The organism is Serratia aquatilis, from assembly GCF_044865145.1.
Classification (GTDB): Bacteria; Pseudomonadota; Gammaproteobacteria; order Enterobacterales; family Enterobacteriaceae; genus Chania; species Chania aquatilis.
Genome location: NZ_CP173186.1, coordinates 1,812,182 through 1,836,762, shown reverse-complemented (window position 1 = coordinate 1,836,762; position 24,581 = coordinate 1,812,182). Strand labels below are relative to the sequence as shown.

The 24,581-nt window shown below is 47.9% G+C and carries 24 protein-coding genes and 2 pseudogenes; 9 read left to right on the top strand and 17 right to left on the bottom strand.

The features are described from left to right. Positions 1 to 167: 167 nt before the first annotated feature. On the bottom strand, positions 168 to 884 hold the full coding sequence (locus SAQUA_RS08235) for an ankyrin repeat domain-containing protein (protein WP_380672461.1): 717 nt from the start codon (positions 882 to 884) through the stop codon (positions 168 to 170). 309 nt (positions 885 to 1,193) lie between these two features. Then, positions 1,194 to 1,688 carry a heme-binding protein gene (locus tag SAQUA_RS08230; RefSeq protein WP_380672459.1) on the bottom strand — a complete coding sequence of 165 codons (495 nt, stop codon included), beginning with the start codon at positions 1,686 to 1,688 and terminating at the stop codon, positions 1,194 to 1,196. A gap of 553 nt (positions 1,689 to 2,241) precedes the next feature. Here SAQUA_RS08230 and ppk2 point away from each other — a divergent pair. The 3 genes and pseudogenes from ppk2 to SAQUA_RS08215 form a co-directional block, all read left to right on the top strand. Further along, positions 2,242 to 3,117 (top strand): polyphosphate kinase 2, encoded by an 876-nt coding sequence (gene ppk2 / locus SAQUA_RS08225; RefSeq protein ID WP_380672457.1) that lies wholly within the window; start codon positions 2,242 to 2,244, stop codon positions 3,115 to 3,117. A 102-nt stretch (positions 3,118 to 3,219) separates the two neighbouring features. Further along, a protein-coding gene (locus tag SAQUA_RS08220; RefSeq protein WP_380672455.1) for an IS1 family transposase occupies positions 3,220 to 3,914 on the top strand; the annotation gives its coding sequence in 2 pieces (ribosomal slippage) (positions 3,220 to 3,466 and positions 3,466 to 3,914; 696 coding nt in all). A gap of 15 nt (positions 3,915 to 3,929) precedes the next feature. Further along, positions 3,930 to 4,112: pseudogene (locus SAQUA_RS08215) on the top strand (MFS transporter); the annotation flags it as partial. Positions 4,113 to 4,180: 68 nt separating this feature from the next. On the opposite strand, the gene SAQUA_RS08210 reads toward SAQUA_RS08215, so the two are convergent. After that, positions 4,181 to 4,960 (bottom strand): acetoin reductase, encoded by a 780-nt coding sequence (locus tag SAQUA_RS08210; RefSeq protein WP_380672453.1) that lies wholly within the window; start codon positions 4,958 to 4,960, stop codon positions 4,181 to 4,183. A 327-nt stretch (positions 4,961 to 5,287) separates the two neighbouring features. On the opposite strand from SAQUA_RS08210, the gene SAQUA_RS08205 reads away from it, so the two are divergent. Continuing rightward, positions 5,288 to 5,794, top strand: coding sequence for a hypothetical protein (locus SAQUA_RS08205; RefSeq protein ID WP_380672451.1), 507 nt, complete (start codon positions 5,288 to 5,290; stop codon positions 5,792 to 5,794). Between the two features lie 2 nt (positions 5,795 to 5,796). On the opposite strand, the gene SAQUA_RS08200 is transcribed toward SAQUA_RS08205, so the two are convergent. The 6 genes from SAQUA_RS08200 to SAQUA_RS08175 form a co-directional block, all read right to left on the bottom strand. Next, entirely contained in the window at positions 5,797 to 7,290 is a 1,494-nt protein-coding gene (locus SAQUA_RS08200) for a hypothetical protein (RefSeq protein WP_380672449.1), read from the bottom strand. A gap of 48 nt (positions 7,291 to 7,338) precedes the next feature. Then, a complete protein-coding gene (locus SAQUA_RS08195; RefSeq protein ID WP_380672447.1) occupies positions 7,339 to 8,910 on the bottom strand; it encodes an SLC13 family permease in 1,572 nt (523 codons plus the stop codon). A 63-nt stretch (positions 8,911 to 8,973) separates the two neighbouring features. After that, positions 8,974 to 9,609 carry a hypothetical protein gene (locus SAQUA_RS08190; RefSeq protein ID WP_380672445.1) on the bottom strand — a complete coding sequence of 212 codons (636 nt, stop codon included), beginning with the start codon at positions 9,607 to 9,609 and terminating at the stop codon, positions 8,974 to 8,976. A 44-nt stretch (positions 9,610 to 9,653) separates the two neighbouring features. Continuing rightward, the gene (locus SAQUA_RS08185; protein WP_380672443.1) at positions 9,654 to 10,124 is read right to left on the bottom strand and encodes a CYTH domain-containing protein; all 471 of its coding nucleotides are present in this window, start codon (positions 10,122 to 10,124) and stop codon (positions 9,654 to 9,656) included. Positions 10,125 to 10,492: 368 nt separating this feature from the next. After that, positions 10,493 to 11,446 (bottom strand): LysR family transcriptional regulator, encoded by a 954-nt coding sequence (locus tag SAQUA_RS08180; RefSeq protein WP_380672441.1) that lies wholly within the window; start codon positions 11,444 to 11,446, stop codon positions 10,493 to 10,495. Positions 11,447 to 11,804: 358 nt separating this feature from the next. Beyond that, positions 11,805 to 12,527: a GntR family transcriptional regulator gene (locus SAQUA_RS08175; RefSeq protein ID WP_380672439.1), complete on the bottom strand. Its 723-nt coding sequence runs from the start codon at positions 12,525 to 12,527 to the stop codon at positions 11,805 to 11,807. 288 nt (positions 12,528 to 12,815) lie between these two features. Here SAQUA_RS08175 and SAQUA_RS08170 point away from each other — a divergent pair, with 288 nt between their 5' ends. Beyond that, positions 12,816 to 14,426 (top strand): alpha-glucoside-specific PTS transporter subunit IIBC, encoded by a 1,611-nt coding sequence (locus tag SAQUA_RS08170; protein WP_380672437.1) that lies wholly within the window; start codon positions 12,816 to 12,818, stop codon positions 14,424 to 14,426. Beyond that, positions 14,423 to 15,745: a 6-phospho-alpha-glucosidase gene (locus SAQUA_RS08165; protein WP_380672435.1), complete on the top strand. Its 1,323-nt coding sequence runs from the start codon at positions 14,423 to 14,425 to the stop codon at positions 15,743 to 15,745. Before SAQUA_RS08170 ends, SAQUA_RS08165 begins: the two co-directional genes overlap by 4 nt. 43 nt (positions 15,746 to 15,788) lie before the next feature. Here the strand turns inward: SAQUA_RS08165 and SAQUA_RS08160 are convergent, their stop codons facing one another. Together SAQUA_RS08160 and SAQUA_RS08155 are read right to left on the bottom strand one after the other, a co-directional pair. Continuing rightward, positions 15,789 to 15,998, bottom strand: a complete 210-nt coding sequence (locus SAQUA_RS08160; protein WP_380672433.1) for a glycogen synthesis protein — start codon at positions 15,996 to 15,998, stop codon at positions 15,789 to 15,791. 238 nt (positions 15,999 to 16,236) lie between these two features. After that, the gene (locus SAQUA_RS08155) at positions 16,237 to 17,151 is read right to left on the bottom strand and encodes a transcriptional regulator (protein ID WP_380672431.1); all 915 of its coding nucleotides are present in this window, start codon (positions 17,149 to 17,151) and stop codon (positions 16,237 to 16,239) included. 207 nt (positions 17,152 to 17,358) lie between these two features. On the opposite strand from SAQUA_RS08155, the gene SAQUA_RS08150 reads away from it, so the two are divergent. Continuing rightward, positions 17,359 to 17,808 carry a hypothetical protein gene (locus SAQUA_RS08150; RefSeq protein ID WP_380673616.1) on the top strand — a complete coding sequence of 150 codons (450 nt, stop codon included), beginning with the start codon at positions 17,359 to 17,361 and terminating at the stop codon, positions 17,806 to 17,808. A 35-nt stretch (positions 17,809 to 17,843) separates the two neighbouring features. Continuing rightward, positions 17,844 to 17,918: pseudogene (gene ypdK, locus SAQUA_RS08145) on the top strand (membrane protein YpdK). A 55-nt stretch (positions 17,919 to 17,973) separates the two neighbouring features. Here the strand turns inward: ypdK and SAQUA_RS08140 are convergent. The 3 genes from SAQUA_RS08140 to SAQUA_RS08130 form a co-directional block, all read right to left on the bottom strand. Continuing rightward, positions 17,974 to 18,498, bottom strand: coding sequence for a cytochrome b (locus SAQUA_RS08140; protein WP_380672429.1), 525 nt, complete (start codon positions 18,496 to 18,498; stop codon positions 17,974 to 17,976). A gap of 203 nt (positions 18,499 to 18,701) precedes the next feature. Further along, the gene (alaC, locus tag SAQUA_RS08135) at positions 18,702 to 19,934 is read right to left on the bottom strand and encodes an alanine transaminase (RefSeq protein WP_380672427.1); all 1,233 of its coding nucleotides are present in this window, start codon (positions 19,932 to 19,934) and stop codon (positions 18,702 to 18,704) included. 118 nt (positions 19,935 to 20,052) lie between these two features. Continuing rightward, complete coding sequence (locus SAQUA_RS08130; protein WP_380672425.1) at positions 20,053 to 20,598, bottom strand: GNAT family N-acetyltransferase; 546 nt, start codon at positions 20,596 to 20,598, stop codon at positions 20,053 to 20,055. A 157-nt stretch (positions 20,599 to 20,755) separates the two neighbouring features. On the opposite strand from SAQUA_RS08130, the gene SAQUA_RS08125 reads away from it, so the two are divergent. Next, on the top strand, positions 20,756 to 22,000 hold the full coding sequence (locus tag SAQUA_RS08125) for a DUF1479 domain-containing protein (protein ID WP_380672423.1): 1,245 nt from the start codon (positions 20,756 to 20,758) through the stop codon (positions 21,998 to 22,000). Positions 22,001 to 22,044: 44 nt separating this feature from the next. Here SAQUA_RS08125 and SAQUA_RS08120 read toward each other — a convergent pair whose 3' ends face one another. The 3 genes from SAQUA_RS08120 to SAQUA_RS08110 all read right to left on the bottom strand — a co-directional run bounded on the left by SAQUA_RS08120 (position 22,045) and on the right by SAQUA_RS08110 (position 24,560). After that, positions 22,045 to 22,398, bottom strand: a complete 354-nt coding sequence (locus SAQUA_RS08120) for a DUF2502 domain-containing protein (RefSeq protein ID WP_380672421.1) — start codon at positions 22,396 to 22,398, stop codon at positions 22,045 to 22,047. 258 nt (positions 22,399 to 22,656) lie between these two features. After that, complete coding sequence (gene glk, locus SAQUA_RS08115; RefSeq protein WP_404413173.1) at positions 22,657 to 23,619, bottom strand: glucokinase; 963 nt, start codon at positions 23,617 to 23,619, stop codon at positions 22,657 to 22,659. Positions 23,620 to 23,867: 248 nt separating this feature from the next. Next, positions 23,868 to 24,560, bottom strand: a complete 693-nt coding sequence (locus SAQUA_RS08110) for an aspartate/glutamate racemase family protein (protein WP_380672419.1) — start codon at positions 24,558 to 24,560, stop codon at positions 23,868 to 23,870. Positions 24,561 to 24,581 lie beyond the last annotated feature (21 nt).

The window sequence follows — 24,581 nt, the reverse complement described above, 5'->3', positions numbered from 1 at the left end:
ATGTGGGTCCGTGTTTCGGAACCACCCTGAAACACATTTAGTACTGAACGCAAAGTTACTGGAAACTGGCTTTGCTCATACCCCAGGCACTTAGTTTACCAAGTGCCTGGGGCATCGATCAGTTTATGCCTAACAGCAACGTGAAAGAACTTGATATAACGGCTGATTTAATTGCAGCTTGAACGCCCTGTTTTATGATTGATTGCACCTTTTTGTATTAATAAATTTGCAACTTCAGTAAAACCATGTTCACAGGCACCACTAAGTGGACTGGTCCCCTTTTCTGGGTTGGCAGGGTCCGTAATAACATCTAAATTAGGGTTAAATTGTAGAATATATTTTACGGTATCGAGGCGACCATCTACAGCTGCAACCATAAATAATGTTTCGCCATCTTTTTCTATGGCATCCCAATCGATTTCGTTCTTCAGCCGTTCATGCAGATATTTAACCACCTCTACATTGTTACCCATAACTGCCGATTTTACCGAATTATAAACGTCTGCTCGGTCGGTGGCACGAATATCAGCACCTTTTTCAGTTAGGTATTGCACGATATCCAAATAACCGATAAACGCAGCCCAACCGAGAGCAGTCTGACCAAGTGAGGCCTCGTCTTTTACTTCAAGATTCTGCCCAGACTCAACCATTTTTTTAACTTGGGCCAAATTGCCTTGCTTAACAGCATCAAACCAAGCAGCATTAGGGCCTTCAGAGGCTTTCTGATAAAAAATACGATGTGGCAATAAACTAGAGTTAGCGATTTTCTGCATTTCTGTATAGCTAAATCTAAACTTTGACAAATCTACGCCTTTATTATTTTCTTGTGCATACAAATTAAAAGCACTGAAGGTAATAAGCCCTGCGATAAATAGTCTTTTCACTATATCAACCCACCTGATGATTATGATTGAAGTTTTTAAATTCCGTATTTTGATAACTATTAATAATTTACTAACTAATTACCAATAACGAATTTGAAGGTCATTTTCAAAAAAATGAACGATTAAAAAGCAAAAATTTGTCTGTCGTAACGCAGACTTGCTGAGTCTGTATACACTGCCTAGATATTGGGCCACACGGCAAAGCTTCCGCTGCTGTTTATGCTGAAAATTGCCTCTGTCGAACCCTGATAGCCACTCATGAAAACGCCCCGCTTTCGACACGAGGGTGGGGGCGTTGTCGTTATCATCTTATGCTTTTAACTGAGCGCTGATTTGCTCCAGTGCTTTTGTCGCACATTGTGCGTCCAAATGCCCACCTGGCGCGCCTGCAACACCGACCGCACCGACGACCTCATCCCCTGCTTTCACAGGCACACCGCCACCTAACAGCAGGAATCCTGGAATGTCTTTCAGGTTATTGGCTGCAGGTGTCTTTTGGCTGTTTTCCATCACTTGCCCGCTTGGGATTTTAGTCGATAGCGCCGTGAAGGCTTTTTGCTCACTGGCTTTAACGGTGTGCGGACCGGCATTATCAGCACGTAACACCGTTTTGATGATGCCTGCGCGATCAACGACAGTTACCGCCACGTTGTAACCATCAGCTTGACAAACAGCGAGAGTACGGCTTGCCAAATCGGTGGCCAGCGCCTGAGAGATATTACGTTCAGTATTCAGACCCGCAGCAGAGGCTTGAGCTATCAGGCCAATGAATAAGGCGGAAGTTAGAGCAAGAGGCTTGAACATATAAAATCCTTTTGTTAGCGAAGTAATTTCATCACTTTGCCGCTATGTTACGACGATAAATGGTGAAAAAACATTCGGCTAACTACTCGCTTTGCTACGTATAATTACCTACCCGCTTCGCGCTTCCGGGTCGCTAATCTGTCTATCCGGTACTTTATGAAAAGGTCCACGCCCTGACATTTAGCAATCTAGGGCGTGTTGACAAGATGAATACCCGCCGTCAAGGAGGGAGAAGAACATAGCGGGTATTTATTCAAGCCCGGCTTTAATTCTGGCGGGCTTTTTGGGGCGCTCTTTCGGGCTGAAGCCACCGAGGACTCAACCTAACACTATGTTTATCCAGCCTGTTTAACTAGGCTGTGTCCCTTTGATGCGCAGGCTCGACCAGAGCAGATGGTTGGCAGCAAAAAGAAATAACAGCTAGGCTGTTGTATGGGACGGAACCACGTGTTTGTTCATCGGTTCCTGAGTTCGTGTCTGCCCCCTCCAAACGCGCTGATGAGATGCTCAGCGTCAGGCTGGCGACGTATTGATTATATTACAGGGTGATCTCATGGCTAACGAAAAGAAAAAGCAAATCGTCCCCGCAGCCAATCTTTCAAAAGAAAAGAACGCCAAGCGCAAACCGGGCAAGGGTGTGCCGCAAGGAAAAGGCATAACAAAACTATCGGAAAAAAAATATCAGCAAGAGCTCAGGTTGTTACATGAAGAACTGGTCCATTTACAAAGTTGGGTGATCGCCAAAGGGCTGAAAGTTTGTATCGTGTTTGAGGGGCGCGATGGCGCGGGCAAGGGCGGCACGATAAAAGCGCTGACCGAAAGAGTCAGTCCGCGAGTTTTCCGTGTCGTCGCCCTACCTGCCCCAACCGAACGCGAAAAAACCCAAATGTACCAGCAACGCTACATGCCTTACATGCCAGCAGCGGGAGAGGTAGTTATCTTCGATCGCAGTTGGTATAACCGAGCTGGCGTCGAGCGAGTTATGGGTTTTTGTACCGAAGAGCAGGTACATACATTTTTGGAGACGGTTCCGATGGTGGAACGGTTAATGGTTGAGTCTGGCATAATCTTAATCAAGTACTGGCTGGATGTTAGCCCTGAGGAGCAAGAGCGTCGATTGCGCGCACGCATTGATGATGGCCGCAAGACATGGAAGCTTTCACAGATGGATATCCGTTCTTTCGAACTCTGGGACGACTATTCCCGAGCCAGGGACGAGATGTTTGCCGCCACTGACAGCCTTTGGGCTCCTTGGTTCGTTGCTAATTCAGAAGACAAGAAGCGGGTTCGGCTAAATGTGATCCACCATTTGTTGCAGCATATTCCGTATGAACGGTTGCCTAAAAAGAAAATTAAACTGCCTAAACGCAAAATCGGAAACTATCATTCACCAGACTATCCGTTAAAACATATTCCAGAGACTTACTGAACAAAAGAATTATTCTGACCCATGGTGAGTTGCTGTTCAAAAATGGATGGTGCCTCTGATTGATTGAATTCGATATACAATACGACCTTTTGGGGTTTGCTTATGGCTTGCGTTAACGTCCATTGTCCGCGTTGTGATTCTGTGCTGGTTTACCGTCATGCTCAGAACCCTCAAGGCCATAGCCGTTTCCGTTGTCGTGAGCGCCGCTCCGTATTCCAATTGACCTACACTTATCAGGCCAGAAAGCCCGGCGTTAAAGAGAAAATTGTTGATATGGCCTTCAATGGTGCCGGTGTCCGGGATACGCCAAGAACCCTAAAAGTCGGTATCAACACTGTCATCCGTACTTTAAAAAACTCGCGCCAAAGCGAATAACGTCTTCACCGGTCGCTCATGCTGATGTCGCGCTCATCTGCGAACTCGATGAACAGTGGAGCTTTGTTGGCAACAAGGCTCGCCAGCACTGGCTCTGGTATGCATACAACACCAAAACAGGCGGCGTACTGGCCTACACCTTTGGGCCCCGCACGGATGAAACTTGCCGCGAGTTGCTGGCATTACTGACCCCGTTCAATATCGGCATGATAACCAGTGATGATTGGGGCAGTTATCGCCGGGAAGTCACGAAGGATAAGCACCTGACGGGTAAAATATTTACTCAGCGTATTGAACGTAACAACCTGACGTTACGAACCCGTATAAAGCGCCTGGCCCGTAAAACAATCTGCTTCTCACGGTCGATTGAGTTCCATGAAAAGGTCATCGGGGCCTTCATCGAAAAGTACATGTTCTACTAATTGGAGGCATCACCCTTTTTTGGCATCCTGATTACTGACAACATTATTATCCCTTATATATTTGGCTTTTTGGCTGGCATGGCCAACAGCTTTCATGATTCTGGCACCTATCCTGCCTTGATGGAGGCGTTTCCTGCCTCCCCAGGTACTGCCAATATCCTGGTAAAAGCTTTCGTATCAGGCGGCCTGTTTCTGTTACGCTGCCCATTCCCCGCACGCAAAAGACCGCCAGCGGTGCTCACGTCCAGTTAAGGGACACAGCCTAGTTATCTAAAAACCAAACCGCCATCGATCATTGGAGCTTGACCCGTCATATAGTCTGAATCGGGCCCGGCGAGATAGGAGACAAAGGCGGCAACATCGGCTGGGGTTTCGGCGCGACCCAGTGCAATACCATCCACAAACTTTTTATAGGTTGCACCAAGCGGTGCACCGGTCTCTTCAGCCATTCTTTTGTCAATCTCAACCCACATATCGGTACCGACAACGCCGGGACAATAGGCGTTAACGGTTATCCCTGAACTGGCAAGCTCTTTTGCCGCAGCTTGAGTCAGCGCACGCACGCTGAATTTGGTGGCAGAATAAATCCCCAGCAGAGCAAACCCCTCATGACCAGCTATTGATGAGGCATTAATAATTTTACCTTTCTGCTTCAGCGCTTTGAATTTTTCCGCCGCAGCCTGGATCCCCCACAACGTACCCTGTACGTTGATACTAAATATTTTTTCTACTTCTTCCTGTGTGACAGTCAGCAAGCTCTTGGTTTGGCTGATACCGGCATTATTTACCATAATGTCGAAACCACCGAGCTCCTTCTCTGCATAATCAACCGCTGCAAAAACCGCGTCACGGATACTGACATCAGCTTTGAAAGTCACACTTTTACGCCCTAGTTTGCGGATCTCTTCTGCCACAGCTTTGGTTTTTTCATCATTTAAATCAACCAACGCAATGTCTGCACCATCATTTGCCAGACGTAGTGCAATCCCTTTACCAATCCCTTGCCCAGCGCCGGTTACCAGCACAACTTTGCCCTTTAATGACATATATTCCCCCTTATCATGAAAATAATTCTCATTTTCAACCATACTCTCATTCCTAAGGTGAATTGGTGTAAACGTGCTACATATGGATTACGGGCGAAATGAAAATAATCAAACTGCTGACAAAGCCCGTTATTTGGAAGATCGTGCCGATGGGGTCGTAAATTGATCATGGTTAATGCCCCCCGACAACTATTAGAACCCGTTATAAGTAGCATTGCGATTTTCGATTTTTGGTTTGTCTTGCGCACTGTTACCTTTAGATAGAAAGGGCCAGACAAGACAGCTTGACTGGCTTAGCTTGCAGTATGTCTATCAGGGAGAGGAGCCATGACTGAGCCAAACAGAGTATCTTCACCACCGGAAATCACTGCATCAGAATCACTGGTCCAGACACTTCACGATTATTTCATTCATCGTATTTTACCACTTGAGCGGCAGTACACTCAGCTGATTGCTCGCCAATATGCCACGCTCAACCAGCTCATGCATCGCCACAAGCTGGAGGCTGAACAGCGCGATGAATTAGTCTCGTGGATAGCTGAGATACGCAGAACGCTCAGTAGCCATAGATTTGCCGAGGGTGGATCATTAACCAGGCCGCCAAATGAGTTCACTTTGTGGGCACTGTTTGGAGCCAGCAGCCATCAAGGCGTGAAGAACAATATTGATAGTTTTTGCCAACGGCGGATCTGTCAGATAGACCACCTCCAGAAAACTTTGCTAAACTTCACGAGTTTATCCGCCCTGCAACAACAGTTAGAAAAACGTAAGTGCAAGGAACCGCACATTGCACGTTTTTTAGACGAGTCACCGAAAATTTATACTACCCTGTAGGTTTATCTGGCCGGAAGAAGAGTCACTGTTCCTGTCTGTTCTTCCCCCGGATCTTTTGCCACCAAGACTGGTTCTATGCGCTTAATCCCTTCACTATTCACAACAATACGTGCACGCTCTAGCAAACACTCTTTATTCCCGTCGGTCACTCGGCGGATAATATTGATGTGGTAGACCTTTTCACCATACACAACATTGTCATCATCAAGCGTTGGCATTTCGTCATGTAATTCATCGGTATGTGTTAAGAATGGCATGATATCAAGCCGGGTGATATCCATAATTGAACGATTCATGCCCGAAAAAAGTTGATTACTGTGCCTCAACCGGACGTGCTTTGAATAATGCAGAATATCCTCACTTCGGTAGTAATTCTGAATATCCAGGCGATGTACCTGATGCCGCATGGTTTTTATATCAGTGGGCAAATGCTGCTCGTCAACAAAAACAAAGGACTCATTGCATCGTCCAACAGGTTGGCGGAGATTTTTATATATTATCTGTTGCCTGTCCGGTAACCAACGACGGAAAGTTGAGAATAAACGTGCACGAAAACCCTCTTTCATCCGGTCTTTAAATATATAGCCAATCACCATGGCGAGGAATAATTGAAAACTCAATGCACCATATTTACCCTGCCAGAAAAAAGCCACTCCGGTAGCAAAAATCATCGCAATGGCAGCTGCTGTACCCGCAATGGTATGCGCCAGGATAGTTTCGCCCCGCCTACGGCGAATATCCAGGTACATTGGGCTACTGATATATTTTTTTAACGTATTAAGCCGGTAAACTACCTGTTCATTATCCGCCAGTGGGGAAGGAAATGAAGCTAAGTAATTCTCCTTACGATAGAGCATCTCTTCACGCCAAAAGTTGCGTAACTCGTCGTATGCGGGGCTGGCTGATAAACTGTTTAAGACCTTTCGACCATAACGGGTGGCGACAATAGCCAAGTATTCATCACAATAATCCACAACGTGGCGGGCATTAGCCACCGCCTGAGTAGGCAGATTACTGCGCATAACACGATAAGACTGCAGGATCACAACCGCCATATTGGTAAAATTCTGCAGTGCCTGTTCCCGTTTCTCACCGCTGAGTTTGTTAATGTAGCGAGCCTCTAGGTGCAACGCCCGTTTAAAAGTCAGACAAAACATTTTTAACCGATATTCATAGCCAACGGTAGCCGCATTATCGCCGCTATCGTTGGCTATAAGACGGCTAATTTCCTCAAGCGTCACCGGACAGGAATCCGCGAGCTTGCGCAGCATAATCGTAGGCGGGCGCAGGCGAATATAATTCTTGAGAAGTTGCTGAAACTGTTTTGGAGAATAGTTCCAATGGTTGACCTGCAAACTGGTAGGGAAAAAAAACCAGGTTTCAATATGATAATTTTCCGTCTGATAGCGTTGAGTTCCCTTACGCTCAGGGAAAGAGACCCCTAACTTAATCTCAATACTGCGTTTCCCAGACGCTCTCAGCGTTTGTCCTGTCATTTTCGCCTCCTGCTAAAATGGCGGTAACCCTTTACCGCCTGAAACTATTTACCAGAGCGCGCTATTGAACCCCATCAGCGGCATAACATATTGTGTCCAAAGGATCAGTAAGGCCCAAATGATCACCATCTGTATCATTCCGTATTTGAAAGACTCCCCTGTGGAGTAATGGTCAAGCAGATAACTGATGTTTGCCGGTTTGGAGTTGAAATACAGCACATACACTTGGTTGATCAGGAAAGCCATCGGCAAACAAAAACCGATAACGTCCCAGCCAAATTTCTTGGCAATGCTGATAATGATCGGGAACATGATGATGGTACGTGCAGTTTTACTCTCACTGATCAATGTCGTTATGGCAAAAACGGCGCTAAGTACCGCAAAGACCATCAGCTTGCCAGTACCAGCAGGATCAATCTGCCACTGATCAAACAGTTTGTGGATATACAACCCCACAATATCGGTTTGATCTACCATCCCGCCGAGAACATAAGCGCCAAAGCTGAACATCAACATGTGCCAGGGAATATCTGCATCATTCCATTTCATTACCCCCATGCGCGGTAATTTACACACGGAGGGCATCAACACCACGCAGGCACCAGCCACGGCAATAACCTCAGCACGCATGCCATGAAGACGGTCAGTCGACCAGAGCAGCAGCACAACCAGGAAAGTCAGGGCTGCTCGGATCTCTGCCGCCGTGATTGGCCCCAGCTGCTTTAACTCGGACTGCAATCGAGTCATACCACCTTCAATTTTTGGAACGGTATCCTCTTTTTTGATTGGAAAAATCCATCGGGTTCCTGTGTACCAGGCGATTGCACACTGAATTAAGGCCAACGGGAACAGGGCCATGAACCAGTCACCGTAAAAGACCTTATAGCCGGCTTGCTCCAACATCGCGGCTGCCAGCAGGTTGGCAGCAGACCCGGTGATAAAAGCACTTGCCGATACGTTATTCGCCAACAGGTTAAGCAGCACCATATTACGACCAACGTTGTTACGCTTTTCTCCCCCCGTGGCACCGTAGATGGCAGAGATCACCATAAACAGGGGCAATAAGAGCGCTGTTTTTGCCGAAGTTGCACTGATAAACGCGCCCAAGATCAGATTGAGCAGGATGAAACACCAGAACAACAACCCCATTTTGTGGCCCATGCGGACAAGCAGCCAGACCGACATTCGTTTTGCCAGACCGGTAACCACCAAGGCGCTTGCCATTATAAAACTGGCGATATTGAGGATCATGACTGGCTCACCCAGCATGGCAAACGCCGGACGCATTTTCATGGTGCCAGTGAGAATGACCACCACCACCACAATAAGTGAAGTCAGATAATTTGGAATGGCTTCAGTCAACCATAGTACCAGTGAAGCAAGGAATATCCCGGTGGCGCTGTAGCAATTGGCAGGCGGAACTTTAGTTTGCGTTTCAAATATCTCGATAGCGCCAATCCACTGCAAATGGAAAGCCAAGAACAGCAGGATAGCTAGTGGCATACCGATAAATTTAATGCGCTCCATCCAGATACCGGACTTGATTTCCTTAAACTTTTCCAAGGAATAATTGCGCATATCCAGTGGATCAAACGAGTGTGTGGAGTCTTTTTGTGACATAGCCTTGTCTCCTCTGGCACCGATAGACAAGAGAAATGCTCTAATCTATCGGTACGTAATAAACTACATCCCAACGACTTGCTTAGCCGCCTTCAGATAGTTGGTATTGGGAAGTTCCGCTATCCCTAACGCGGCTACAGTAGTTTTGATACCTCCGTAGTTCTCACTTTCACAACATGCGGTTTCTATCAGAGCACCGTTAAGCCAAACCTGTGCATATTCACTGATGATGCCGTTAACGGTAAATCCATAGCGCATTTTCTCCACGCTTACCGGCACCAGTTCTCTGCTGGCTTTTGCCATGGCAATAAATGCATCAAGCGTATAGCTTTCCTGATCCAGCTCCATGGGGACTTCAAGGTATTGAAGTATGGTTATCAGTTCATCACGCTTGACTGGAAACTGGAATTTGCCGCGCGGTTGGAAAATTTCATACCCTTCGGGGGTTTCACCAATTTTGGTTTTGATATCCAGCAATCCATCACGCACCTTTACGTTAACTGCATCGGTGTGAACAGAAAGGAAGTAAGTCTCATTGGGCATTTTGCGAGCTTTGAACAACGTCGCGTTTGCCTCCCACATTTTCTCTTTCACACGCTCGATGATACCGTGCCCAAATACCCGGAATTCAGCACGTGGAATGATTTTTTCAGCATCGCTGGAGGAAATGGCGACGTTTTTTTCCATATGGCTATTCATGATATCCATCCTGTTTGGTTAGTCGATTTGAGGTAGAAATAGCGCTATTTTTTCCAGGTACTGTAAGGACATGTCACCAGATTGGAGTTGAAGTAACGTGGATCACCACTCACTTCCTCCCCAACCCAGTCTGGTTTGTCAAAAACCTGGTCCTCACTTTGCAACTCGACTTCTGCAACGATTAGCCCTTCGTTGACGCCCAGAAATTCATCTACCTCCCACACCAACCCTCCATAAGGAATTTTGTAGCGTTTCTTCTCAATAATTGGCCGCTCAGCCAAACCCTCCAACATCTCGGTGCAGTCGTTAAAAGGGATTTCATATTCATATTCTGCACGCGTGGCAGAGACAGTAATACCTTTAACTGTAAGAAAAGCTTTATCATTAATTGTACGAATACGCACGGTACGCTCTTTGATACTGTTAAGATATCCTTGTCGATAATGCGTCCCTTTAGCCAGAGTTCGCCACTCATCCCCACAGAGTAAAAACTTGCGTTCTATTTCTTTTGCCATGGTTAACCCCTTATTGAATTAAATGCTCTATCGAAAAGATTTTTATTATGTTACTGAGTCGATAGTAGATAGCATCAAAATAAATGGGAAATCGTATTAAACCATCAGACCCATAACATAATTTGATAGATTGATAAGGGTCACAAAAATGATTAAAAAACACTATTTTTTACATTATCACCTTGATTTTATTTAAAAAATCGATAGCAGGGGAGTATTCAGCCAAATTTACCTGTAGTTAATTATTGGCCACCTTTAATCAATTTAGTGTTTAAGACTTTTCCAATCACTCTATTTTGGAAAATATAATTTCAAATAGCCTTTACAGAATTAATATTTAACAAGTTGGAAAAGTTTATTCCCAAAGTTTAACGTTTCCTACCGGGAATACTGTTTAGTAACTCCGGAAATGCCCCCCAATCCGTATTTGGTGCATCTTCACGCATAAGAGAAATAAAACCCAGTGCCGCTTGCGAAAGCCGGCGTTCGCTGTGACAAACCAGATAATAATCCACTACCAGATTGAATCCTTTCACCTTCAGTTCGATCAGTTCCCCTTGCGCCAGTTGGTCGGAGACTGCCAGATAGGGTATCGAGGTCACACCATAGCCACTGGCTATAAGCCGTTTCGTCGCCTCAATATTAGATAGAGTGACGGTATTCTCTGGGGTAAGTACGTCAGTATGTCGTTTAAACCAGGCGCTCATTTTAGCGCGGATTTTCGTTCCCTTTTCCCTCATCACAAAAGGCATTTCCAGAAGTATCTCTGGTGACAGGGTTTCCTCGGCATGGGCTGCCAAAGCTGAACTTTTGCCCACTACCATTTTGTAATTTTCACGATGCAATAACACTTGCTGGAGCTGTGAGCGGATAACCGAGCGTCCCGCAAAGCCTAATTCAACCTCACCAGCGGAAACCAATTCCGCAATGCGCCAGGAGTTGCCAGTCAGGATCTCAAGCTCAATACCTGGAAAACATTCATGAAAACGGCGAATAAAGCGAGTCAGATAGTAAGTTCCCATCACTCCGGTGGCCCCTATCCGCAAGCGTCCGACCTGAAGTTTACTGATATCTTGAAACACACTCTGTACTTCATCAAAAAGCGAAAATATGCGTTGAGTGTATTCAAAAAGAACCTCCCCCTCTCTTGTCAAACTCACTTGGCGCCGGGAACGATCAAACAGCGTAACCTTCAGGAAGCCTTCCAGTGCCTGGATCTGCATGCTGATCGCTGGTTGAGACAGGAACAGAGCCTGCGCAGCCTTGGTGAAACTACCGCTTATAACCACTTGGTTGAACGTTTTAAAGTGATGAATATCCATAACACCTCAGAAAATAGCCTTCTATAGCCGTCATTCTTCGAGCTGCCTGGATAGTTGGCTGTATCCGCAAGTACCAGTCACATAGTGGCCTATGCTCCTGGCGCCCCTCGAACTAGCCGCCTACATGCAACTCGAGTTATTTAGGGTATAAACCGGTCGCCGTTCAAGCTGAACAGGCTACCCAAAAAGTCTGTAACTTGAACAATTCAATAGAGATCATACTCTAAATGGAAAGGCTAAAATTTGATAAAACAATCAGTTATAGATAATTTCGAGCAAGATAATAACAATAGCAAAGCGGAAAGTGATAGACAGGGTAACGTTCTGTTCAAGCCAGACGGCTCAGATCGCATGCTGCTCAGTGTAAATTCCCATGGGATAACTCTCTTCTCAGATGGTAATCCACCTGATATTCGCTGGCATTGCGAAACATCACCGAATAATTGAGAAATTGGCCATCATCGCTATACGAAAGAGAGGTAATCCTTAATATCGGTGTTTGCTGTTCAATATTAAGCAATGCCGCCATTTTCTTATCAGCTAATACCGGCGTAAGACTTTCATAGTTACCACAAATAACTATTTTACATTCATCCTCAATATAGCTGAATTTTGATCCTTCAAGATGGGCTACGGATAAATTACGAAATAACTTAAAAGGCATATAACTGTCTTCTACCATTAACGGTTTTCCCTCTACAAAACGCACCCGACGGGAATAATAGATGCGTTCATCAATCTTGATACGTAATTGGCTGGCAATTGCCGGAGGTGCGGGCATAACCACAAACTCCAGAACTTCACTTACCACTTGTTTACCCTGATTTCTCATGACCTCGATAAAACCCGTCAGGTTGGTAGTTTCATGATATACATCCTTTTTTGCGACATAAGTCCCACTGCCATGTCGCCGGATAACCAACCCCCAACCTATCAATAAATCTACTGCCTTGCGAATAGTCATCCGTGACACGTCAAATTCTTCGGCAAGGCGCTTTTCACTGGGTAGCGGGCTGCCAATGTTGTAATCGGCGGAATTCAGCCGAATTCTTAACTGATCGGCAATTGATTTGTAGATCATGACTAGACCTCTTTGAGGTAGGGCAACAGGGAAAAAAATTAACACTTAATACCATTAATAACATACGGTTAAAGTTTACTCAGAACAATCTCACTGCATCTAAAAATTACCGTGTATAGAAAACCAGCTGAAAGTAGACAACTATCCCAACATAAAAACCATGAATGCGATCACGAATTGCTACACCCGGCCAAGCTATATCACTCACAGATTCCTACTCTCATTCCCAGCCCAGTATTAAAAAAATAAGGTCGATTATCTTTCAGGTTGTTAAATGAGGATTTAAGAATGCTCAGTCAAATACAACGTTTCGGTGGCGCGATGTTCACCCCGGTCTTGCTATTTCCTTTTGCAGGTATCGTAGTGGGTATTGCTATTATGTTGCGAAACCCTATGTTTGTAGGGGAAGTCCTCGCAGATCCCAATCATTTATTTGCTCAAATTGTTCATATCATAGAGGAAGGCGGTTGGACGGTATTTCGTAATATGCCGCTGATATTCGCCGTCGGTCTCCCCATTGGCCTTGCCAAACAGGCCCAGGGCCGTGCCTGTTTGGCAGTATTGGTCAGTTTCTTGACCTGGAATTATTTTATTAATGCCATGGGGATGACCTGGGGGCCTTTTTTTAACGTCGACTTCAGTGCCGACCCTAATACTGGAAACGGGTTAACCTTGATCGCTGGGATTAAAACTCTCGATACCAGTATCATTGGTGCAATAGTGATTTCCGGTTTGGTCACCGCTATTCACAACCGCTATTTCGATAAACCACTGCCGGTATTTCTTGGCATATTCCAGGGGAGTTCTTTTGTGGTGATTGTCGCTTTTCTGGTGATGATCCCCTGCGCCTGGCTGACGCTGCTGGGCTGGCCGAAGATACAGTTGGGTATCGAATCCTTACAGGTCTTTCTGCGTGGGGCTGGGGCGCTTGGCGTGTGGGTTTATACCTTCCTTGAACGAATTCTGATCCCGACCGGGTTACACCACTTCGTGTATGGCCCGTTCATCTTCGGCCCTGCCGCCGTTGAGGGCGGGATCCAAATGTATTGGGCGCAACATCTGCAAGAATTCAGTCAAAGCACCGAGCCTTTGAAAACGCTGTTCCCGGAAGGAGGTTTCGCACTGCACGGTAACTCGAAGGTATTCGGCTCAGTGGGCATCGCGCTGGCATTGTACTTCACTGCGGCTCCTGAAAACCGTGTCAAAGTGGCTGGCTTACTGATCCCGGCAACCCTTACCGCAATGTTGGTGGGCATTACCGAACCACTGGAGTTCACCTTCCTGTTTATTTCCCCGGTGTTGTTTGCGGTGCATGCCTTCCTGGCGGCGACCATGGCCACCGTGATGTATATCTGCGGAGTGGTAGGCAACATGGGCGGCGGCCTGCTGGATCAGTTCCTGCCGCAGAATTGGATCCCGATGTTCCATAATCATGCCTCGACGGTGGTCACGCAGATCGGTATTGGCGTTGCTTTCACCGGCGTTTACTTCGTCATCTTCCGCGCGCTGATCCTGCGCTTTAACTTAAAAACACCAGGCCGTGAGGAGAGTGAAATCAGGCTCTACAGCAAAGCGGATTATCAGGCTGCACGTAAGCCAACCACTGCAGCGGCCAGCACAGGTCAAGCTGCGGGATTTCTGCAGGCTCTCGGTGGCAGCAGCAATATTCTCAGCGTTAACAATTGCGCCACACGCTTGCGCATCACTCTAGCAGATATGGCACAGACGCAAAGCGACGAGGTATTCAAATCATTGGGAGCACACGGTGTGGTGCGCCGTGGTAACGGTATCCAGGTGATTGTCGGCCTGCATGTCCCCCAGGTCAGGGACCAGATCGAAAACCTGATGAAAGACATTTCTACTCTTGAAAAAACATCCATGACGGAGGCTGTATCATGAAAAAATTCTCAGTAGCTGTAGCCGGTGGCGGCAGCACCTTTACACCAGGGATTGTCCTGATGTTATTAGCTAACCAGCATCGTTTCCCGCTGCGCGCCATTAAATTCTATGACAATGATGGCGCTCGCCAAGAGACGATAGCAGAAGCCTGCAAAGTCATTCTTCAAGAGCAGGCACCAGAAATTGAATTCAGTTACTCCACTAACCCGCAGATTGCCTTTAGCGATGTTGATTTTGTGATGGCACATATCCGGGTAGGTAAATACCCGATGCGGGAAAAAGATGAAAAAATCCCGTTGAGCCACGGCGTTGTCGGCCAGGAAACCTGCGGGCCGGGCGGTATTGCCTACGGTATGCGCTCTATCGGCGGTGTGCTGGAGATCGTCGATTATATGGAGAAATACTCACCTAATGCCTGGATGCTCAATTACTCCAACCCGGCAGCGATTGTTGCTGAGGCGACGCGTCGTTTGCGTCCTGAAGCCAAAATTCTCAATATCTGCGATATGCCAATCGGCATCGAAGGCCGCATGGCGCAAATTGCCGGGTTGAAGGACCGCAAAGAGATGCGTACCCGCTATTACGGCCTGAATCACTTCGGCTGGTGGAGCGCTATAGAGGATCTGCAGGGCAACGATCTGATGCCTAAAATCCGCGAACATGTGGCAAAATTCGGTTATGTTCCCCCTAGCGATGAACATGCCACCGAGGCCAGTTGGAATGATACCTTCGCTAAGGCGAAAGACGTCTGGGCATTGGATCCCACCACTTTGCCGAATACTTATCTCAAGTACTACCTTTTCCCGGATTACGTAGTACAGCACGCCAACCCGCAACACACTCGAGCAAACGAAGTTATGGAGCACCGGGAGAAGCAGGTATTCGGCTCCTGCAATGCCATCATTCAGGCGGGTAAATCCTCAGCCGGTCACTTGGAGATCGATGAACACGCTTCCTATATTGTTGATCTGGCAACCGCCATCGCTTTCAACACTCAGGAACGGATGCTGTTGATTGTGCAAAACCAGGGAGCGATTGCTAACTTTGACCCGGAAGCGATGGTAGAGATCCCTTGTCTGGTGGGCACTAATGGGCCTGAACCACTGGTAGTCGGCGATATTCCGCAGTTCCAGAAAGGTTTGATGAGCCAGCAGGTAGCCGTAGAAAAACTGGTTGTAGATGCCTGGGTACAACGTAGCTATCAGAAACTGTGGCAGGCGATTACGCTGTCAAAAACGGTGCCTAGCGCCTCGGTGGCAAAAGCGATCCTCGACGATTTGATTGAAGCGAATAAGGAATACTGGCCGGAACTTAAGTAGGTAAATGCCGGTGCCCACATGGGCACCGGCGCTGTTAGATAGGTTAAGCGAGTTCAGTCTGCTTTTTATAAATGGCGCGATAGTGATTGAGCCTTTCAAAAAAGCTGTCGCTTTGTTCACGTGGCATATTTCCTGCCACATCAAGAGCATTGACTTCACGCCCCTGAAACTCTAAGAATGCGACTGTAGAAGCGAGAAAGTCCATATTGCTCGTATTCTTCGCATAGACATAACACTTTTCTAAAGCCTCCATTGGCTCCTCCTGAACGTTTAAGCAAAATAACGTGCTAAAATCAAGAACCAAGTCGCTCATTAAATGAGCTTTACTTCTAAGAGCACTCAATGCGATTAAAAAACATACGCATCCTGTAAAGCTTAGTGCAAAAAAGTTATCTATGCCTACTCAAGTTGAAAAGATTCATCTGTGGCTAGGCTGTGCCCCTTGTACGGGAGGTTCAACAGTAAAGTACATACGTTTTGCCAAGTATCGGTTATTGCAATATGGGGGTCCTATCGTTCTCCATGCCGGAGCAGAACTCTAGCCTGTGTTCGCGTACCATAGTGCAACGCACAAAAAACATCCGATTGACACCTGAAATGTAAGAGCGTACCTGATTGCTCCTCACGACCAGCAGATATTCATCTGGGCGGCATTCTGCCTTTCGTTGCTCTACATAATCCAGAAGATCCCTATTTAAGCTTGGCCCTGGCATTCCAGAAGACGTCGCGGTCGACATAAATACTTTGCAACTTCCTGCTCGGCCAAGGAAAACCTCCTGTCTGGCAAGTGAATTAGTGGTGTACATCGTGACCCCAATCCCCAAAATAAACACAAACCCGGCAAGAGCTATAGCCATGCCCCACCGCCAGCCTTTCTTACGTACCGATGTGGTCGGGACGTTATCAGGCTCAGGTTGCAGCTCTACATCAATAGCGGTATCGGGATCCGTTTCTATTAACGATTCGACTGGAGTTTCAGCCTCCAATTCACGTTCGCTGTCAACCAGCACAAGAGGTTGTTGTGCCAACTCAGGCGCAAGAGAAATCAAGGTAAATTGATCTTCCCCCTCTTGGCTAACTTCAAGCTGTATCTCGCGGCGCAGCATAAACCCCATCTTGGGTACGGTAGCGATTACCTCTTCTCCGATCCCCATCATCCTGATTAAGCGGCGCAGCTTGCTCACGCACTGATTCAGATTGTTATTGCTGGAAATCATGCCATAGTCGTCCCACACCTTTTTGAATATCACCTCTCTGTTGACAGGTTCGCCATAGTGGGCGATCAACAGCAGTAACAGACGTGAAGATGGATTGGATATTGGCGTTGGCTCATTAGATAGGTCACTTGGCCCCAGCGTTCCTGAATCAACATAGAACAGGACACGATCATTAAATCTATATTTCATGTTGTTCCCAATTCTTTTCAGGGAGATAACCTAATTCTGGCAGGAATTGCCAATAAATCATCAGTTGGAAATTAAAAAATACGCTGACAACTTGCCATGTTTTTTTAGCCCATCGTAAGTTGATACATCAGAGCTTTATGATGGTCTGGCATTATTGCCACCAACCGGTCACAATGCCGTTCACTCTTCTATCAAGCAGGAAATATGATGCCTTGCGACTATCCCGCCCATTTCGTTTTCGACAGTGAAAGCGATGCATGGCAAATTACTTTTCGTGATTTTCCTCAACAGCAAGCTGCCTGCTATAAACGCCAGGATGTTGAGCTGGAAGCACTGGAAAGCCTACTGATGGCCATAGCCATTGAAATGGAAGAAGGCCGCCTGGTTCCACCGCCCTCGAAATTACAGGCTGGCGAGATCGCTCTTCATGTACCTGTATTGGTTAATTTGAAACTGTCGCTGCATAACCTGATGGTGAACTCTAGCACTTCGAAAGCGGTATTGGCGCGCCAAATGGGCTTTAATAGCGCGCAGATTGATCGGCTGTTGGATGTTGCTTATGCCTCGAAAGTCGAAGCACTGGAGCAGGCTTTATTCCTGTTGGGCTATGAAGTGCAGACTTCAGTAACGATGATCAAGCAAAGTCAGGCCGTGTAGCCTGCAATTGCGTGTGGGTCATCCTGAGTTATGGTGTGAAATACTTTCTGATGGGGATCTGATTCATGTTTGTCGCATGGATAGGCACTTTCATGCTGATGGTTGCATAACAACAACCTAATCATATTGATAAAGGAGCGCTTTGGTGCTCCTTTATTGTCTCTATTATTTACCTGGCATCATGCGGCGCAGAGTGTCATCCCGCCGGAAGTAATGGTGATACAGTGCAGCCAGCACATGGGCCCCAATGATAAAGTACCCCGTATTTGCCAACGTCTCGTGAATGGTTCTCAACCAACTGCGCATCACAGGATCGGGCGTAATCCATTGAGGAACCTGCCAACCCAGCAACATCCACGTTTTGCCGCCATAAGCGAGCGTCAGGAAACCCAATACCGGTAACGATAAAAACAGCAGATACAGCAACCAATGGAAAACTTTCGACCCTAGTGCCTGCCACTGCGCCAACGGAGGCGTGATAGGCGGTGAGGGGTTACTGTGGCGCAAGCCAAGGCGGATAAACATCAGCACAAAAACCGATATGCCAAAGTTAAAGTGCAAATCCTTCACCAGAGCGATGTTGTCATCCGGCACTGAGTCTTTCAACAACATAGCTGCGTAAGTCAGTATCACCATCAACAAGGTTAACCAGTGCAGAACAATTTGCGATTTAGCAAAGCGAACAACCATAATAACTCCCAATAGGTAAATTCAGTATTCACTGAGCATAGAGGGAAAATCATTAGTAAAGGAAAATTTTATAATTATAATCAGATAAATTTACTGCGAGCGGCCAAAAATCAGCGCCGAGCAGGCCAAGGGTATAAAAACAGCATCAGTCACCCTTCACAAAGAAGGGAACAGTCCAACCGTTCCCTCCCCAATGATGATGATTATTTTATCTTAGGTGCGGCTGCTTGCTGTGGTTTGATCAAACCATCGGCACGGAACATGGCTTTGATGCCACGCACGGCCTGACGAATACGGTCTTGGTTTTCAATCAACGCAAAACGCACATGGGTATCACCGTAGTCACCAAAGCCTATTCCAGGGGAGACACAGACTTTAGCATCGGCTAGCAGGCGTTTGGCGAACTCCAACGAACCTAAATGAGCGTAAGCTTCAGGAATTTTCGCCCATACGTACATCGCCGCTTTCGGGTTATCCACCATCCAGCCGGCTTCGTGCAAGCCTTTCACCAGCACGTTACGGCGCTGCCGGTACTGTTCGGCAATGTCCAAAACGCACTGTTGATCGCCTTCCAACGCGGCAATGGCGGCCACCTGCAATGGAGTGAAGGTGCCATAGTCGTGATAACTCTTGATGCGCGCCAATGCACCGACCAGCTCTGAATTACCGACCATAAAACCAATACGCCACCCTGCCATATTGTAGCTTTTCGACAGCGTGAAGAACTCTACCGCAATGTCTTTCGCTCCCGGCACCTGCATAATTGAAGGCGCTTTCCAGCCATCATAGACAATGTCGGCATACGCCAGATCGTGTATTACCAATACGTCGTACTGTTTGGCCAACGCCACCACGCGTTCAAAGAAATCCAGCTCTACACATTGCGCAGTCGGGTTAGACGGGAACCCCAGGATCATCATTTTTGGCCGAGGAATGGTTTCACGGATCGCACGCTCCAGCTCACCAAAGAAATCCACACCTTCCACCAGCGGCACAGAGCGCACCTGAGCTCCGGCAATCACCGCACCGTAAATGTGGATCGGATAACTTGGGTTTGGCACCAGCACCGTATCCCCATGATCGAGCGTCGCCAGCATAAGGTGTGCCAGCCCCTCTTTCGAACCGATGGTAACAATCGCCTCGCTTTCCGGATCGATATCGACCTGATAGCGCTCCTGATACCATTGCGAAATGGCGCGGCGTAAACGAGGTATACCGCGAGAAGTCGAGTAACCATGAGTATCTTCGCGCTGTGCTACGGCGCAAAGCTTTTCCACGATATGCGGCGGTGTCGGGCCGTCCGGATTGCCCATACTAAAATCGATAATATCTTCGCCGCGACGGCGTGCAGCCATCTTCAGTTCAGAAGTGATATTGAAAACATAAGGGGGAAGACGTTCAATGCGCGTAAAACGGCGTGGGTTGTTATCAGACATAGATCCCTCAAGAGACGTTAGCGCCCGGACCATCCGAGCGACGCTGGCCAGTTTGTGGCCGAATCTCGAAAATAGCGCAGCCCTATCTGGCTGTCGAGCCCTTTTGATAACATTTTTTTTACCGACCTTGTGCCGCAAACTCCGCTTGCAGCAACCCCAGTTGCCAATCATTACACCACTGACCAGCCAAACGATAATTATCGCGCAGCGTCCCTTCCAACTGGAAACCACAGCTCTCCAGTAGATGCCTTGATGCAATATTCCCTTCGGTCACGGTTGCGGTCATCTTGTGAAAGCCGCAGGCATTGAAAGCAAAATCCAACACTGCCAGAAGTGATTCTTTGCCATACCCCTTCCCCTGACCTTCAGGCAGGCTGCCAAAACCCACCTCAGCTTGCTGAAAAGGCCACCACTGGGGGCAGAAGCCGGTTATCCCTACCGCGTTCCCGGTGCTTTTCTCTCTCATCACCAGACACAGCCAGCGTTCACCATGTTTATCCCACTCAGGTAAACGCGCTTCAAAGCGAGTACGGATCTCGCTCTCTGGCAGCGGATCGGCAATATAGCGGATCACCTGCGGGTCTTGGTACAAACGCAGAAATAGCGGCCAGTCATTGGCGGTGATGGAATGAAGCAATAAGCGAGAGGTTTGCAGTTTTAGCACTATATTCTCCGAAAAACGAAAATTATTGAGTTACGAATGAAAGATAACCCTTTATTTATCCCTTTCAAACACAGATAATCATTAACGTCTTTAAAACAAAAAAACAACCTAGGCTCTACCCTAAACAGCTACCCAATAGCGGTAAAAGGAGAACTCCATGGCTTCATTAGTTATCAATGACATTCCTTCCGCAATAAAAAGTGTTAAACAGCAACTGCGCCAGGCGTTACCCAACTATCGCCAAGTATTCCTGGCTCTGGAAGAAAATATTCGTCAGCAGGTTGAACAAATTCGTCTTGAATTGGCTAATGGTCAGGATCCGGTACCACAGATTGATGCCGAGGATATTCTGCAACAACGCGTCACTGAACAACAGAAAGCCATGATAAAACAACGCGGGACATGCGCTATTCGGGGTGTATTCCCCCGCAGTCAGGCTGAAATATGGAACCAGGAAATCGGTAATTATCTCGACCACAATAATTTCGTCGAACGCCTGAAAAATGCCGCCGAAGATAACTACTTTGGCAAACTGGCAGCCAGCAAGCCGCAGATATACGGCATTTACTGGTCCAAGCCGCAGGTGGAAGCACGCCAGGATCAACGCATGCACGCGGTACAGGTGTTTCTCAACAGCCTGTGGGATAGCGAGAGCAACGGTAAACAGCACTTTGACCCAACACGCGTAGCCACTTATGCTGACCGTACGCGCCGCCGCCCACCAAATTCGTCTTCACTGGGCCTTTCGCCACACGTAGACAGTGGCACTATCGAACGCTGGCTGGATGAGAATTTCCGCTATGTTTATCGCCACGTATTTTCCGGTAACTGGCAGCAGTACGATCCGTTTGCTGCCGATGGACGCACCGAAGTACGGGAGATCGCGTCACCCGCAGTCTGTTCCATGTTCCGTACTTTTCAGGGATGGACGGCTTTAACGCCACAGCGAACCAACGCCGGTACGCTGAATGTTGTGCCGATTGCCAACGCCATGGCCTATATATTGCTGCGAGCATTACAGGATGATGTCGCTGACGATGATCTCTGCGATGCCGCACCGGGCCGCGCCTTGTCCATCTCGGAAAAATGGCATCCCCTTTTATTACAAGGGGTGTCCCCTATTCCCGACCTAGAGCCTGGGGATACGGTTTTCTGGCATTGCGATGTGATCCATTCGGTAGAAAACGAGCATAATGGCGAGTTCGACAGTAACGTGATGTACATCGCTGCCGCACCGGGTTGCGAAAAGAATGATGCCTATCTGGAACGGCAGTTACCCAGTTTCCTGTCGGGAAAAACTCCGCCAGATTTCGCCCCGGATGATTTTGAAGTGGACTTCAATGGTCGTGCCACGGCCGAACTACTCACGCCGCTAGGCAAAACGCAGCTCGGTATCAAATAATTTGGGAATGCTGCGGTGGCGGTGGCCACCGCAGATGCAGATTATTACCTACGTGGGCCTCGCCCCTCACGATGGTCGTAATCTCGCGGAGGTGGTAACCGGTAATATTGTGGTGGCGGCGGCATACGATAATGATGTGGACGTCCACGCCATTCGCGCGGTGGCGGTCCGTAATAGACAGCACGTGGCGGTGGACTATAGTACTCATGCGGGCGATAGCGTTCATGCCACCAGCGCGGCTCCCGCCAGCGGTAGCCATCCCAATAATGTCCACGACCGTCACGGTCGCCAATATGCAGTGACAAACCAGGAACATTTACACCAATGGATACATCAGCCTGGCTCACCACCGGCAGCAGTGACAATAACGCTACCAACAACAACAGCACTCTCTTCATTTGATAAACTCCCACAGAGTGTAACCTGCCCATTTGCTGATAACAGTAAATCCATACCGAGCCACACTCTATAAGACGAATACCCAATTACACCTTCCAGACTAATCCTCCATAATTTCCACACAATTTACCGCCGGGGAACTCACAATAGCTCATAGGCCCCCTTTTTCCGCAACGTTGCCAGCTTTAAGAACACAAAAAAGCCTGGGGGACACGGCTTTGTACCCCCAGGCTGCTACCATCGCCCAGAACAGTGGGTTACAGATCGATCCCCAACGTCTGACGCAGATGGGCTCCTGCTCCTAACAACCCCGGTTGGGAATGGGTGATCATAAATACCGGGATCTGCTGCACGTATTCCTTAAACCGGCCTTTGTCTTCAAAGGCAGCGCGGAACCCGGAAGCTTTGAAGAACTCCATAAAGCGCGGCACAATTCCCCCGGCAATATATACGCCACCGAAGGTGCCAAGATTCAATGCCAGGTTGCCACCAAAACGCCCCAGGATCACACAGAACAGCGACAAGGCGCGGCGGCAATCGGTGCAGCTTTCAGCTAATGCCCGTTCGGTAATATCTTTAGGTGCCAGTTTTTCCGGTAAACGGTTGTCGGCCTTGACGATGGCACGATACAAATTCACCAGCCCAGGGCCTGATAAGATTCGCTCTGCGGAGACGTGCCCAACTTCAGCACGCAGCACTTCAAGAATGCAGTCCTCTTCTTCACTGTTCGGCGCAAAATCCACATGGCCACCTTCGCCCGGCAGACTAACCCAGCGGCGGTTGACATGAATAAGATGGGCAACGCCAAGGCCAGTGCCCGCGCCGTAAACCGCTATCGGTTTATCTTTCTGTGCTGTTGCTCCACCGAACTGCAACACATCGGCTTCGGATAACATCGGAATCGCCATCGAAACCGCAGTAAAATCGTTAATCACTTCCAGATGCTTCAGCCCAAGATTGGTTTTCATCGCGCTGATGGAGAATGCCCAGGTGTGATTGGTCATGGCAATCCAATCTTCTGTTACCGGGCAGGCGATAGCAATACAAGCGTCCTGAACCTCTAACTGATGCTCGCTGAGATATTGGCGGATCACCGCTTCCAGGCTGTCAAACTCCAGACCGGAATAGGTTTTTGCCTGGGTGATCTCACCCGTCTCGACAGTGCACAAAGCAAGGCGAGCATTAGTACCACCAACATCCCCTACCAGGGCATAGGTCATCGCTGTTTTCTCCATAAAATGAATAATGCAAAACTGCGTACACTTTAAAATCACGCCACTAAAACAACAATCGCCATTCTATTACCTGCTGTTCAATAGCGATCTTGATCACAAAAAACGTTTCAGCTCACAAGCCTTGCGCAGATTAATTTCTGCTGTTGTAGCCTGTGAGATAGAAATGCAGAAACCGTGGGATGAAGTCAGTTTATCTGTTTCAGGCTGGCAAGTAAGGCGCTACTACCACCAGCCTAGGCCAGCGCGAACTCAGCGGCAGCTCGCGCGTGAATTGCCGTAGTGTCAAAAACCGGCACCGAAGCGTCTTGCTCACCGATCAACAGGCCGATTTCAGTGCAGCCGAAGATAATCCCCTGCGCGCCCTGCTGCTCCAGATCGCTGATAATTCTGCGGTATTCATCACGGGAAGCATCACGGATCTTGCCCAGGCATAGCTCTTCGTAAATGACGCGATGCACAATCTCACGATCGGCTGCTACCGGCGTCACCACTTCGATGCCAAATTTATCCTGCAAGCGCCCACGATAAAAATCCTGTTCCATGGTAAAACGTGTCCCTAACAGCCCGATACGGCGCAGATCTTGCTGACGCACCTGCAACGCAGTGGCATCGGCGATATGAACCAAAGGCAAACCACAGGCTTGCTCCACCACATCGGCTACTTTGTGCATGGTATTGGTACAAATAACGATTGCCTCAGCGCCAGCGGCACGCAGTGAGACAGCAGCGCTTGCCAACAGACGGCCAGCTCCCTGCCAATCCCCCTGATGCTGCAAGCGCTCTATCTCCTGAAAATCAACACTGTAGAGCACGATTTTTGCCGAGTGCAGACCACCCAGCCGATGTTTTACCTGCTCGTTGATCATCCGATAGTAAGGTATGGTTGACTCCCAACTCATCCCACCTAGTAATCCCAGCACTTTCATCCTGTTTCTCCCCGCTATTGT